General features: G+C 68.7%; 11 protein-coding genes. 4 read left to right on the top strand and 7 right to left on the bottom strand.

Going from position 1 to position 12,389, the window contains the following annotated elements; genetic code table 11:
* Positions 1-4 precede the first annotated feature (4 nt).
* Positions 5-841: a nitrilase-related carbon-nitrogen hydrolase gene (locus tag GVY39_RS16240; protein WP_159925502.1), complete on the bottom strand. Its 837-nt coding sequence runs from the start codon at positions 839-841 to the stop codon at positions 5-7.
* A gap of 206 nt (positions 842-1,047) precedes the next feature.
* Between GVY39_RS16240 and GVY39_RS16235 the strand changes: the two genes are divergently transcribed.
* Complete coding sequence (locus tag GVY39_RS16235; protein WP_236565496.1) at positions 1,048-1,779, top strand: peptidylprolyl isomerase; 732 nt, start codon at positions 1,048-1,050, stop codon at positions 1,777-1,779.
* Positions 1,780-1,830: 51 nt separating this feature from the next.
* Here GVY39_RS16235 and GVY39_RS16230 read toward each other — a convergent pair whose 3' ends face one another.
* The 3 genes from GVY39_RS16230 to GVY39_RS16220 all read right to left on the bottom strand — a co-directional run bounded on the left by GVY39_RS16230 (position 1,831) and on the right by GVY39_RS16220 (position 4,015).
* Positions 1,831-2,283 carry a VOC family protein gene (locus GVY39_RS16230; protein ID WP_201295243.1) on the bottom strand — a complete coding sequence of 151 codons (453 nt, stop codon included), beginning with the start codon at positions 2,281-2,283 and terminating at the stop codon, positions 1,831-1,833.
* A 62-nt stretch (positions 2,284-2,345) separates the two neighbouring features.
* Positions 2,346-3,527 (bottom strand): cation:proton antiporter, encoded by a 1,182-nt coding sequence (locus GVY39_RS16225; protein WP_159925504.1) that lies wholly within the window; start codon positions 3,525-3,527, stop codon positions 2,346-2,348.
* A 5-nt stretch (positions 3,528-3,532) separates the two neighbouring features.
* Complete coding sequence (locus GVY39_RS16220) at positions 3,533-4,015, bottom strand: cation:proton antiporter regulatory subunit (RefSeq protein ID WP_159925506.1); 483 nt, start codon at positions 4,013-4,015, stop codon at positions 3,533-3,535.
* 206 nt (positions 4,016-4,221) lie between these two features.
* On the opposite strand from GVY39_RS16220, the gene GVY39_RS16215 reads away from it, so the two are divergent.
* Positions 4,222-6,327 carry an acyltransferase family protein gene (locus GVY39_RS16215; RefSeq protein WP_321212607.1) on the top strand — a complete coding sequence of 702 codons (2,106 nt, stop codon included), beginning with the start codon at positions 4,222-4,224 and terminating at the stop codon, positions 6,325-6,327.
* 6 nt (positions 6,328-6,333) lie between these two features.
* Here GVY39_RS16215 and GVY39_RS16210 read toward each other — a convergent pair whose 3' ends face one another.
* Positions 6,334-7,857 (bottom strand): glycosyltransferase family 39 protein, encoded by a 1,524-nt coding sequence (locus GVY39_RS16210; protein WP_159925508.1) that lies wholly within the window; start codon positions 7,855-7,857, stop codon positions 6,334-6,336.
* Positions 7,858-8,035: 178 nt separating this feature from the next.
* The gene (gene arc, locus GVY39_RS16205) at positions 8,036-9,796 is read right to left on the bottom strand and encodes a proteasome ATPase (protein ID WP_159925510.1); all 1,761 of its coding nucleotides are present in this window, start codon (positions 9,794-9,796) and stop codon (positions 8,036-8,038) included.
* Between the two features lie 179 nt (positions 9,797-9,975).
* Between arc and GVY39_RS16200 the strand changes: the two genes are divergently transcribed.
* Positions 9,976-10,512 carry a hypothetical protein gene (locus GVY39_RS16200; RefSeq protein WP_159925512.1) on the top strand — a complete coding sequence of 179 codons (537 nt, stop codon included), beginning with the start codon at positions 9,976-9,978 and terminating at the stop codon, positions 10,510-10,512.
* Between the two features lie 53 nt (positions 10,513-10,565).
* On the opposite strand, the gene GVY39_RS16195 is transcribed toward GVY39_RS16200, so the two are convergent.
* A complete protein-coding gene (locus tag GVY39_RS16195; RefSeq protein WP_159925514.1) occupies positions 10,566-11,399 on the bottom strand; it encodes a tRNA (adenine-N1)-methyltransferase in 834 nt (277 codons plus the stop codon).
* Between the two features lie 75 nt (positions 11,400-11,474).
* Between GVY39_RS16195 and GVY39_RS16190 the strand changes: the two genes are divergently transcribed.
* Entirely contained in the window at positions 11,475-12,386 is a 912-nt protein-coding gene (locus GVY39_RS16190) for a RecB family exonuclease (protein ID WP_159925516.1), read from the top strand.
* Positions 12,387-12,389: the final 3 nt, after the last annotated feature.

Genomic DNA, 12,389 nt, shown 5'->3' with positions numbered 1-12,389 from the left:
CTTCTCAGGGGGCCACCAGCGGCCCATAGGCGTCGGGGCGGCGGTCGCGGTAGAACGCCCAGCGGTCGCGCACCACCTTGATCAAGTCCATATCCAGATCGCGGACGACCAGTTCGGGGTCGATATCGGAGGCGACGTCGCCGACGAATCTGCCTTCGGGGTCGGCGAAATAGCTGGTGCCGTAGAAGTCGTCGTCGCCGTACTCCTCGACGCCGACCCGGTTGATGGCGCCGATGAAATACTCGTTGGCCACCGCGGCGGCCGGCTGCTCCAGTTTCCAGAGGTAGCCGGACAGGCCCCGCGAGGTGGCCGACGGGTTGAACACGATCTCGGCGCCCGCGAGGCCCAGCGCGCGCCAACCCTCCGGGAAGTGCCGGTCGTAGCAGATGTAGACGCCGACTTTGCCGACCGCGGTGTCGAAAACCGGCCAGCCCAGGTTGCCCGGCCGGAAGTAGAACTTCTCCCAGAACCCGTGGACGTGCGGGAGGTGATGTTTGCGGTACTTGCCGAGATAGCTGCCGTCGGCGTCGATCACCGCCGCCGTGTTGTACAGCAGACCCGGCTGCTGCTGCTCGTACACCGGCAGGATCATCACCATGCGCAATTGCTCCGCCAATTCGGCGAATCTCTCGGTCGTCGGCCCCGGGACGGACTCGGCGTACTCGTAGAACTCCGTGTCCTGCTGCTGACAGAAGTACGGCCCGTAGAACAGCTCCTGGAAGCAGATCACCGTGGCCCCCTGCGCGGCGGCCCGGCGCGCGTAGTCCTCGTGGGCCTTGATCATCGACTCTTTGTCACCGGTCCAGTTCGTTTGGACCAGCGCCGCTCGAACGATTCCCATGCTTCGTTCTACATCACCGGGAACAAATACTGTTGTCCAACAAGTTGCCGGAAACATTTTGTGGCCGATCTGCAGCCATCGAGGCCCCACATATCGGACCGCGCACCCGGTCGATCGAGCCGTATTCCCCCACCACGATCGGGGAGATGGAATGATTCGCGCTGCATCGTCCGGTGCGCAAACCCGAGTGAAGGAGATTTCCAGCGGTGAGCAGCGAAGTGCAAGCACGAGAACTCGTCGACGGTCGGCGCGCGGGGCGCCGGAGTTTACCGTGGCGATCGCTGCGGATCCTCGGGGTTCTCGCCGTCGGTGTGACGCTGGTGGCCTCCACAGCGGGTATCGTCTCGGCGACCCCGGCACCGGCTCGGGAGCAGGGGCCGACCGGTTGCGCCGCACCGGCTGCGGGGCAGCCGAACGGCAAGCAGTGGCCCGCCGAACCCGGCATGAGCATCGACACCAACGCCGGATACACGGCGACGCTGGCCACCACGTGTGGCACCGTGACCATCGCCCTGGACGCGGCCCGCGCGCCGCGCACGGTCAACTCGTTCGTGTTCCTGGCCGGTGAGCGGTTCTTCGACCACACGAAGTGCCACCGGATGACCACCGAGGGCATCTTCGTCCTGCAGTGCGGCGACCCGACCGCGACCGGCATGGGCGGCCCCGGCTACTTCTTCCCCGACGAGAACCTGGCCGGCGCAACCTACCCGGCAGGCACGGTCGCCATGGCGAACGCCGGGCCCGGCACCAACGGCAGCCAATTCTTCCTGGTCTACCGTGATGCGCCGCTGCCGCCGAGTTACACGCCGTTCGGCAGGGTCACCGCGGGCATGGACGTGCTCGACTCCATCGCGGCCGCCGGCGTCAAGGACGGGTCGGCCGACGGCGCACCGGCCGTGGATGTCGTGCTCGATTCGGTCGCGGCCGTCCGCAACTGACTTCCGTACCAGCCCGGTGGCGGCGCCGAGTCGGCGCCGCCACCGTGGAACTCAGCTCGCCCGGTCCTCGAAGAACACGACTTCCCAGAGGTGACCGTCCGGATCGGCGAAATAGCCCGCGTAGATGCCCCAGGGCCGCTGCCGCGGCGGATGCACGATGGCGCCGCCCGCCACGCGCGCGAGTTGCAGAGCGCTGTCCACCTCCGCGCGACTGCCGAGGAACCAGCCCAGGCTCACCGGTGAGCCCGCGACCCGCTCCACCGGGATTCCGGCGTCCTTGGCCAGGTCCTCACGCCCGTACAGCGACAGGATGAGCCCGTTCCCGAAGGTGAACATGGCCGCCGAACCGCCGGGTTCCCGCTCGTCGCCGACGAATTCGGTACCGACGATCCCGGGGAACGACACGCCGAGTTGCCGGTAGAACCGCAGTGAGCGATCCAGGTCGCTCACACCGAGAGTGATCACACTGATGTGCGCCTGCACGGCCCGCACCTCCGAACTCACGACCGATATCCCGACGACCTCAGTACAACTCGGCCGCCCGCCGGAGGTCTTGAACGAATCGGTCAGGACACCTCGGCACGCCGTCGCAGCACCAGCGCCATGACCGGCTCGACGAAGCGGCTTGCGATCGGACCGAGAACCGCCATCAGCAGCACGTAGGTGGTGGCGAGGGCGGCGAATTCCGCGGGAACCGCGCCCGCGGCGACGGCCAGGCCTGCGATGACGATCGAGAATTCACCGTGGGCGACCAGTGCGGTGCCCGCCCGCGCCCGGCCGAGGCGGCCCGCACCGGCTCGCTTGGCCGCCCACCATCCGGTGGCGATCTTGCTGGCCGTGGTGACCAGCGCCAGCAGGCACGCCCAGCCCAGCACCGGCGGAATGCTCGCCGGGTCGGTGCTCAGGCCGAACAGCACGAAGAACAGCGCGGCGAACAGATCACGCAGCGGTTCCAGGATCTTGGTGGCGTTGTGCGCGGTGGAGTCGGAGATCGCGATGCCGAGCAGGAAGGCGCCGACCGCCGCGGACACCTGCACCGCGGAGGCCACGCCCGCCACCAGCAGCGCGGAGCCGAGCAGCTTCAACAGGAAGATCTCCCGGTCCTCGCTGTCGACTATCGCGGAGACGTAGCGGCCGTAGCGCAGCGCGACGATCAGGACGACTGTGACCGCCGTCAACGCGATGGCCAGCGTCTTCAGCCCGGCCAGGAAGCCGACACCGGCCAGCACCGCCGTCAGCACCGGTAGGTATCCGGCCATCACCAAGTCTTCGAACACCAGGATGGACAGGATCACCGGCGTCTCCCGGTTGCCGAGCCTGCCCAGGTCGTTGAGCACTTTCGCGACGATGCCGGAGGACGAGATGTAGGTCACCCCGGCCATCGCGATCGCGCCGGTGAACCCCCAGCCGAGCCCGAGCGCCACGAGCACACCCGGAGTCGCGTTGAGCACGATATCGACGACACCGGCCGCCCACGACCGGCGCATGCCCGTGACCAGTTCCGGCGCACTGTATTCCAGGCCGAGCAGCAAGAGCAGCAGGACGACGCCGATTTCGCTGGCGAGGTGGATGAAGTCGTCGACCTGCCGCAACTCGACCAGGCCGCCGGTGCCGAACACCAGGCCGCCGATCAGGTACAACGGGATGGGCGACATGCCGATGCGCGCGGCGATTCGTCCCAGCAGGCCCAGGCCGAAAAACACCGCGCCCAGCTGGATCAGCGCGAGCGCGGTCTCGTGTGCCACCATGCCGCTCAGCCGTCTAACAGGATCTTGGCGGCGGCCTCCAGGCCCTCCACGGTGCCGACGACGACGAGCACGTCCCCGGCGGTGAAGGTGAAGTCCGGTCCAGGCGAGGGAATGGGCTGTCCGCTGCGCACCACGGCGACGATCGATGTCTTCGTCCGGGTGCGTATCTGGGTGTCGCCCAGCCTGCGCCCGTCGTAGCGGGATCGGTCGGGGATGGACAGCTGCCGGGTGGTCAGGCCGGTGAACTGGCGGTGCTCCTCACGCAACTGCTCGACCAGCTGCGGGGCGCCCAGCAGGCTGGCCAGCACGGCCGCTTCCTTCCCCGACAGGGGCACCTGTTCGGTTTCGTCGGGGTTGTCGAGCTTGCTCACGATCAGGTCCATCGTGCCGTCGCGATGATTGATCACTCCTATGCGGCGCCGGGTATTGGCCAGCGGGAAATCTTTACGCACACCGATACCGGGCAGGGGTGTCACCTCAACGTTCACGACTCCACCCTATCGACCCACCGTCATCACCCGCCCGAAGGGTGACCGAATTGTCCGTATACCTCGGGTGTTTGCGCACACCACACGGATCGGGCGAGTTGGACCGTGCTTCGCCGCCCGTGATAAGAGAATGACGTGTCCCGCACCTCTCCTCGTCACCGAGCCGTCGCCTTCCGTTGCCGCAGCGACCGCGCCGTACGGGTCCGGTGACGGTGGCCCGACTGCTGGATCGGTTCCTCCGCCCGGACACGACCGCCACGGCGGCTGCGCTGCGAGAGGACGCGCAGGAGTACCGGCACGATCTGGACGGGTTGCGCGGCGTGGCGATAGCGCTGGTCGTGGCCTTTCACATCTGGTTCGGTCGCGTCTCGGGCGGGGTCGACGTGTTCCTGGTGCTGTCCGGGTTCTTCTTCACCGGTTCGCTGCTGCGCGGCGCGGAAGCCACCGGCGCGGTCCGCGTCGTCACCACCGCTCGCAGGCTCGTCCGCAGGTTGTTGCCCGCGCTCGTGACGGTGCTGGCCGCCGTGGTCGCGGCGACCCTGCTGCTGCGCCCGTTCACCCGTTGGGGCGAGATGGCGGCGCAGACGCTGGCGTCGCTGCTGTACTACCAGAACTGGCAGCTGGCGCTGTCCTGGTCGGACTACCTGGCCGCCGATCCGTCGGTGAGTCCGCTACAGCACCTGTGGTCGATGTCGGTGCAGATGCAGTTCTATCTGCTGGCGCTGCTCGGCGTGGCGGCGGCTGCACGCCTGTGCCTGCGTTTCGCCGGTCCCGCGGCGCTGCGCCCCGCACTGGCGGTGGTTCTGGCCGCGGGCGCGGTGGCCTCGTTCCTCTACGCCGCGCACGGCACCGCGGTGCATCAGGGCTGGAACTACTACGACAGCTTCGCCCGCGCCTGGGAGCTCTCGGCCGGGGCGCTGCTGGCGGTCGTCGCTCCCTGGCTGTCGCCGCCTCGGCTGGTGCGGGTGGCGGCTGCCGTGCTCGGCTCGGTGGGGGTGCTCACCTGTGGTTGGCTGATCGACGGAGCCGATCGGTTCCCCGGTCCGGCTGCGCTGGTGCCGGTCGGCGCCGCGCTGGCGTTGATCGTGGCGGGCAACAACCTGACCGCCGCCGGGCATCCGCTGCCCAATCGGCTGCTCGCCGCGCCGGCCGCGGTGCGTTTGGGCGAGTTGTCCTACGCGCTGTACCTCTGGCACTGGCCGATCCTGATCTTCGTGCTGGCGCGGACCGCAGCCGCGACAGCCGGACTCGTCGTGGGCATCGGGGTCGTCGGGGCGTCGCTAGGGCTGGCCCACCTTACGAACCGGTTCGTCGAGGAGCCGTTGCGGATGCGGTCGGACCGGTCGGCGCAAGCGACGCCCGCGCGCAGCACGCGTACCGGCCGATTGGTCGCGGCACTCGGCGCAGCGGTGCTCGCGGCGGCCGTCGGTCATCAGGTGGCGACCAGAGCGAACCCGCCGCAGGCGGTGGCATTCCTGGACCCGGACCCTTACCCCGGGGCGGAGGCACTGGTCAACGGAGCGAGCACGCCCGAAGCCCCCATGCGCCCCACCGTGTACGAAGGGCCCGCGGACGCCGCCTACCCCTCCCGTGACGGCTGCATCGCGGATTGGGACACCCGCGACGTCATCACCTGCACCTATGGGGACGCAGATGCCGAACGCACCGTCGCGGTGGCCGGCAGCTCGCACGCCGAGCACTGGGTGCCCGCTCTGGACGCGCTGGGCCGCGAACACGCCTTCCGGGTCGAGGTCTACTTGAAGATGGGATGCCCGCTGACGGTGGCGGCGGAGGCGATGTACAAGGGCGAAGCGATCCCGGATTGCCGGGACTGGTCCGTCGAGGTGATCGATCGCCTGGGTGTCGAACGTCCGGAGTGGGTCTTCACCACGGCCACGCGACCGCGTGACGGCGCGGGCGACGAGACGCCGGCCGAGTATCTGGACGTGTGGACCCGCCTGGCCGACCGTGGACTCAACGTGCTCGCCATCCGCGACACCCCGTGGCTGCGCCGCGACGGCGTTCGGTACCGGGCGATCGATTGCCTCGCCCAGCAGGGCGACCGGATCAGCTGCGGGATGCCGCGCGCGGTCGCGCTGGACGAGGTCAATCCGGCGCTGGAGTTCGCCGCCTCGTTTCCGAACGTGTTCCCGCTGGACCTGTCCGACGCGCTGTGTCAACGCGACGTGTGCGCGGTCACCGAGGGCAACATCTTGATCTACCACGACGAGCACCACCTCACCGCCAGCTATTCGCGCTCGCTCGCACCGGAGCTCGGCAGGCATCTGTCGCCGATCCTGGGCTGGTGGTGAGACGGATCAGTTCAGCCGCAACATAGCCGGCCAGGCCTGCGACCACGGCGCACGCGGTTGCGCGCAGCGCCAGACGGTGACGCCGCGAGTGACACCGGGATATCCGAGCTGGGCGTCCACCCGCCCGATCGCGGCCACCTCGGCGCAGCGCGCCCGCACACCGTCCTCGGTACCGCCCACCCACAGCACCGTGGTCGCCGTGTCCGGCGGGGAGCCGAAGTAACCGAACCCTCGATTCGGGCTGTACACGGCGGGCAAGCCGTATGCCGCGCGATCGATATCCAGTGAGCTCGCCTGCCAATAGGAATCCGCGATCACCACGGCCGACGTCCGCTGCGGTTCCGGCAGCGTCCGGTAGGCGGCCGCCGTGCCCGCCGCCAGCTCCGACCACCCGAATCGCCCGTAGACCGCGATCTCGAGGCCCGCTTGGGCCTGGGTGGCGACCGGCTCGATCTCCGCCTCCGGACGCAACGGCAGTGAGAACACCAGCAGTGCGACGGACATCGCCAGCACCGGGACGGTGAGCAGCACGCGTCGGCGCCGCGGGTTCTGCGTCCAGCGCACCGCGCCCACCGCGATCAGCACCCCGTAGCAGCCCGCGGCGTAGTACGGGCGTCCGTTGGTCGCGATGAAGATCACCACAAGCACCAGCGGCAGCAGTCCGAGAAAACGGTACGGCCGCCAGCTCTCGGCGCGAAACAGCGTCCACACGCCGTAGACCAGCAGCATGCCGCCGATCAATCCGGCGGAGGCGAGGGCCAGCGGCAGCCAGACGGCCCGACCGCCGATCGTGGCCTGCTCCGCGGCGACCACGCCACCCAGACGCAGCTGCGGCCAACCGTGCGCCGCCTGCCACACCAAGCTGGGCACGGTGGTCAGCGCGACGATCGCGGCGCCCCACCACAGGGCCGGGCGGCGCAGCAGCTCACGCGGTCCGTAGACCGCCACCCCCACCGCGATCGCGATCCAGAAGAACGGGATCAACCACTTGACCTGCATATCCAGCGCGGTGACCAGACCGGAGGCCAGTAGCAGGCCGTCGCGTCGGGTGCGGACCCAGCGGACCACCAGCCAGCTCGTCACCACCCACAGTGCCGTGTCGATGGTGTTGGTGGCCAGCAGACTGCCCTGCACCAGCAGGAACGGCGCGGTGGCGTAGCCCGCGGCGGCCAGCACCTGCGCGCAACGGGCGCCCCCGAACTCCCTGGCGATCTGGGCGGTCACCACTACGGCCGCGACGGTTACCACAACCGCCGGAAGACGCAGCGCCACCAGCGAATTCGGGGCGAGCATATCCATCGAGCGGGCGATCGCAGGCAGCAGCGGCCCTTGGTCGGCGTAACCGACGGCGAGCCTGCGACCGGCGGCGACGAAATACAGCTCGTCGCCGAAGAATCCGTACCGTCCGATCGAGACCAGCAGCGCCAGCGCGCCGAGTGCCGCCACCACGCCTACACCGCCGAGGGCGAACGGCGGCAGCGGCTCCCCCGGATATGCCGGGCGCCTTCTGACATCCAGCCCTTCGGTCATCCTTGCCCGCCCTCCGCGTCAACGGAGGCGGATCCCGGATCGCCCCTCCGCATACCGCGCTTTCGTCACGACGTCCACCAGCGCGGCCACGTAGGTCACATTCACTTCGCTGCAGCCGGAGTCCGAAGCGAAGGGCCGCGCCTCCTGGGAGACGCGGCCCTCGTGGTCCGGCGGAACCTTACAGGTACTGACCGGTGTTCGACTCGGTGTCGATGGCGCGGCTGGCGCTGGCGTTCTTGCCGGTGACCAGCGTGCGGATGTAGACGATCCGCTCGCCCTTCTTACCCGAGATGCGTGCCCAGTCGTCCGGATTCGTCGTGTTGGGCAGGTCCTCGTTCTCGGAGAACTCGTCCACGATCGAATCGTAGAGATGCTGGATGCGCAGGCCGGGGCTGCCCGTGTCGAGCACCGCCTTGATGGCGTACTTCTTGGAGCGGTCCACGATGTTCTGGATCATGGCGCCGGAGTTGAAGTCCTTGAAGTACAGGACCTCTTTGTCACCGTTGGCGTAGGTGACCTCCAGGAAGCGGTTGTCCTCGCTCTCGGCGTACATCCGGTCGACGACCCGCTCGATCATGGCGTTGATGCACAGGCTCTTGTCGCCGCCGAACTCCGCCAGGTCGTCGTCGTGCAACGGCAGGTCCTCGGTGAGGTACTTCGAGAAAATGTCCTGCGCCGACTCCGCGTCGGGACGCTCGATCTTGATCTTCACGTCCAAGCGGCCCGGCCGCAGGATCGCGGGATCGATCATGTCCTCCCGGTTGGAGGCGCCGATCACGATGACGTTCTCCAAGCCCTCGACACCGTCGATCTCCGACAGCAGCTGGGGCACCACCGTGGTCTCCACGTCCGAGGAGACGCCCGAACCACGGGTGCGGAAGATCGAGTCCATCTCGTCGAAGAACACGATCACCGGTGTGCCTTCGGACGCCTTCTCACGTGCCCGCTGGAAGATGATCCGGATGTGCCGCTCGGTCTCGCCGACGAACTTGTTGAGCAGCTCCGGGCCCTTGATGTTCAGGAAGAACGACTTGGCTTCCTTGGCATCCTCACCGCGCGCCTCGGCGATCTTCTTGGCCAGCGAGTTGGCCACCGCCTTGGCGATGAGCGTCTTACCGCAGCCGGGCGGGCCGTAGAGCAGCACACCCTTCGGCGGACGCAGCGCGTATTCGCGGAACAGGTCCTTGTGCAGGAACGGCAGCTCCACCGCGTCGCGGATCTGCTCGATCTGCCTGCCGAGACCACCGATGTCGCTGTAGTCGACGTCGGGCACCTCTTCCAGCACGAGGTCCTCGACCTCGGCTTTGGGAATGCGCTCGAAGGCGAATCCGGCCTTCGTGTCGACCAGCAGCGAGTCGCCCGGCCGCAGCTTCCGGATGGGGGAATCGGGATCGTCGAGGTCGTCCATCTCGGCGACCTTGGCGAGCGGGCCGGCCAGCCACACCACACGCTCCTCGTCGGCATGGCCGACCACGAGGGCGCGACGTCCGTCGTCGAGGATCTCCCTCAAGGTGCCGATCTCGCCGACCGCGTCGTAGCGCCCTGCCTCGACGACCGTGAGCGCCTCGTTGAGACGGACGGTCTGACCGTATTCGAGCGTGGAGGTCTCGATGTTCGGGGAACATGTCAACCGCATCTTGCGACCCGAAGTGAACACGTCGACCGTCTGATCGTCGTACACACCGATCAGAATGCCGTATCCGCTCGGCGGCTGACCCAGCCGATCGACCTCCTCACGCAGCGCGACCAACTGCTGGCGCGCTTCCTTGAGGGTGTCCATCAGCTTCGTGTTGCGAATGGTCAGCGAATCGATGCGGGCTTCCAATTCCCGTGCGCGATCCGGCGAGTCGGCGAGTTGCCTTCGGAGTGCAGCCGCCTCGGCGCGTACTGCCTCGAGCTCTCTCCAGGCCGCCGAATCCGAATTCTCGATGGGGCTCATGTGCTGCTCCTCCCAGTCCCGGTCTATCAACGCTACCGGGCGCGACCCGTTCTCGCTTTCCGACATGGTTTCTTGGTGATCACATCTGGGCCGCGATCGGCGGCCGGACACCATGTTAGCCTGCCCTAACCAGACCCTGGCGAGCCTGCTGGCCGCCCGAGCCGAAAGGTTGCCCGACCATGCTCCTTCCCACGCGAACCCTGCGCGTTTCCCTTGCCACCGCCGCGGCGGCGCTGGCCATCTCCGGCGCGTTGGCGGCGTGCGGCTCCGACGACGACTCGACCACCGATGCCGCGACCTCGGCGACCTCGGCGACCTCGGCCACCACCAGCGCCGCCGCGTCTGATACCCACGGTCACGGCGACCATGCGACCGGCGCACCGACCGCCGAGACCTTGCAGGCGGTGCTGGTCAAGCTCGCCGATCCGAACGTACCCACCGCGGAGAAGTCCAAGCTGATCGTCAACGGTGAGAAGCGCACCGCCAACATCGACCAGATGAACGCGGGCCTGCAGGGCTACACGCTCACCTTCACCGTCGCCGACATCACCACCCAGGGCGACACCGCGAACGCGCAGGTGACCATCAACTCCCCGCACGGCGCGGCCCCCGCCGTGCCGCTGACCTGGGAGAAAGTCGACGGCGCCTGGAAGCTGTCGGACGCGAGCGGCTGCCTGCTGTTCGGCTTCGCGCAGGCGCCCTGCGTCCCCGCCTGAGCTTCGCGCGCCCGGCGCCGGGAGTTCCGCGTCGTCGTTCCCCCTGGCCACGCTCAGCCCTTGGAGGGCCTGCGCTGCGGCTTGGGGGTGACGGTGCCCTCGGCGAGCCTACGGGCGCTGACCAGGAAAGCGGTATGGCCCTGCATGCGATGCTCGGGCCGCACCGCGAGGCCGACCACATGCCACGGCCGCACCAGCGACTCCCAGGAGCGCGGCTCGGTCCAGCACTCCTGCTCGCGCAGCGCCTCGACCACCTTGGACAGCTGGGTGACGGTCGCCACATAGACGATCAGCACGCCGCCCGGCACGAGTGCCTCGGACACCGCGGGCAGCGCGTCCCAGGGCGCCAGCATGTCCAGCACGGCGCGATCGACGGGCTCTCCGGTGTAGTCGGCCACATCGCCGATGGTCAGCGACCAATTGGGCGGTCGTTCACCGAAGAACGTCTCGACGTTGCGGACCGCGTGCTCGGCATGGTCGGCGCGGATCTCGTAGGAGACCACCTGGCCTTGCGGCCCGACCGCGCGCAGCAGCGAGCAGGTGAGCGCACCGGACCCCGCGCCCGCTTCGAGCACGCGCGCGCCGGGGAACATGTCGCCCTCGTGCACGATCTGCGCGGCGTCCTTGGGATAGATCACCGCTGCGCCGCGCGGCATGGACAGCACGTAGTCGACCAGCAGCGGACGCAGCGCGAGGTACGGCGTGCCGTTGGTGGAGTGCACCACGCTGCCCTCGTCGGCGCCGATCAGGCTGTCGTGCTTGATCCCGCCGCGGTGGGTGTGGAACTCCTTGCCCGGCTCCAAGACCACCGTGTGCAGGCGCCCTTTGGCATCGGTCAGCTGCACCCGGTCACCGATGGTGAATGGCCCGGTCCGTCTGGCCGTCATGAATCTCCGTTCCGCTGGTTGGAATCCGTGCTGTCGCGCACCGGCGTGTCGGTGCCGCGGGATAGCCTGCCAGGTATGTGCTCGCCCGTGTCCACGCCCCCTGCCGACGACGCGCGGACGTCGGAGCCCGACATGACGGCGGGCCGTACCCGGCCCGCGTTGTCGCCCTCGCGGGCAATGGATTTCAAGCAATGCCCGCTCAAATACCGGTTGCGGGCGATCGATCGGATACCGGAACAGCCGTCCGTGCACGCCGTACGCGGCACGGTGGTGCACGCGGTGCTGGAGGACCTCTACGGCCTGCCCGCCGCCGAGCGGGTGCCCGAGCGCGCCGACGCCCTGGTCCCGGCGGCGTGGGCGCGGGTGCGCGCCGAGCGGGCGGAGGTCGCGCAGTTGATCGCCGACGAGCAGCTCGACGCGTTCCTCGGCGAGGTTCGCGCGCTGGTGCGGCGCTACTACCGGCTGGAGGATCCGACCCGGTTCGAGCCGGAATCGCGCGAGGCGCGGGTGGAGGTCGAACTCGCCGACGGCGCGCTGCTGCGCGGGTTCGTCGACCGGATCGATATCGCGCCGACCGGCGCGCTGCGCGTCGTGGACTACAAGACCGGTCGTGCGCCGGGGCCCACGCAAGAGACCAAGGCGCTGTTCCAGCTGAAGTTCTACGCGCTGGTGGTGCTGCGCACCCGCGGCCTCGTGCCTGCCCAGCTACGGCTGATCTACCTGGCCGACGAGCAGATCCTCACCTACGCGCCCGACGAGCAGGAGTTGCTGCGCTTCGAGCGCACGCTCTCGGCACTGTGGACGGCCATCCTCGAGGCGGGCCGTACCGGAGACTTCCAGCCGAACACCAGCTGGCTGTGCTCGTACTGCGACTACAAGCCCCTGTGCCCGGCGTTCGGCGGCACGCCGCCGCCCTACCCCGGCTGGCCGAGCGGCGGCGCGACCGAATCTCCGGACGAGACCCTGGCCGAAGCGGTGTCCGACTGAGCA

This window comes from Nocardia sp. CY15 (genome assembly GCF_009829295.1).
Taxonomy (GTDB): domain Bacteria; phylum Actinomycetota; class Actinomycetes; order Mycobacteriales; family Mycobacteriaceae; genus Nocardia; species Nocardia sputi.
This window is presented reverse-complemented; position numbering and strand designations above follow the sequence as displayed.

Excerpts from the sequence above, each read along its gene's own strand:
- GVY39_RS16240 (WP_159925502.1), bottom strand. The coding sequence starts at position 841 with ATGGGAATCGTTCGAGCGGCGCTGGTCCAAACGAACTGGACCGGTGAC.
- GVY39_RS16225 (WP_159925504.1), bottom strand. The coding sequence starts at position 3,527 with ATGGTGGCACACGAGACCGCGCTCGCGCTGATCCAGCTGGGCGCGGTG.
- GVY39_RS16210 (WP_159925508.1), bottom strand. The coding sequence starts at position 7,857 with ATGACCGAAGGGCTGGATGTCAGAAGGCGCCCGGCATATCCGGGGGAG.
- arc (WP_159925510.1), bottom strand. The coding sequence starts at position 9,796 with ATGAGCCCCATCGAGAATTCGGATTCGGCGGCCTGGAGAGAGCTCGAG.
- GVY39_RS16200 (WP_159925512.1), top strand. The coding sequence starts at position 9,976 with ATGCTCCTTCCCACGCGAACCCTGCGCGTTTCCCTTGCCACCGCCGCG.
- GVY39_RS16195 (WP_159925514.1), bottom strand. The coding sequence starts at position 11,399 with ATGACGGCCAGACGGACCGGGCCATTCACCATCGGTGACCGGGTGCAG.
- GVY39_RS16190 (WP_159925516.1), top strand. The coding sequence starts at position 11,475 with ATGTGCTCGCCCGTGTCCACGCCCCCTGCCGACGACGCGCGGACGTCG.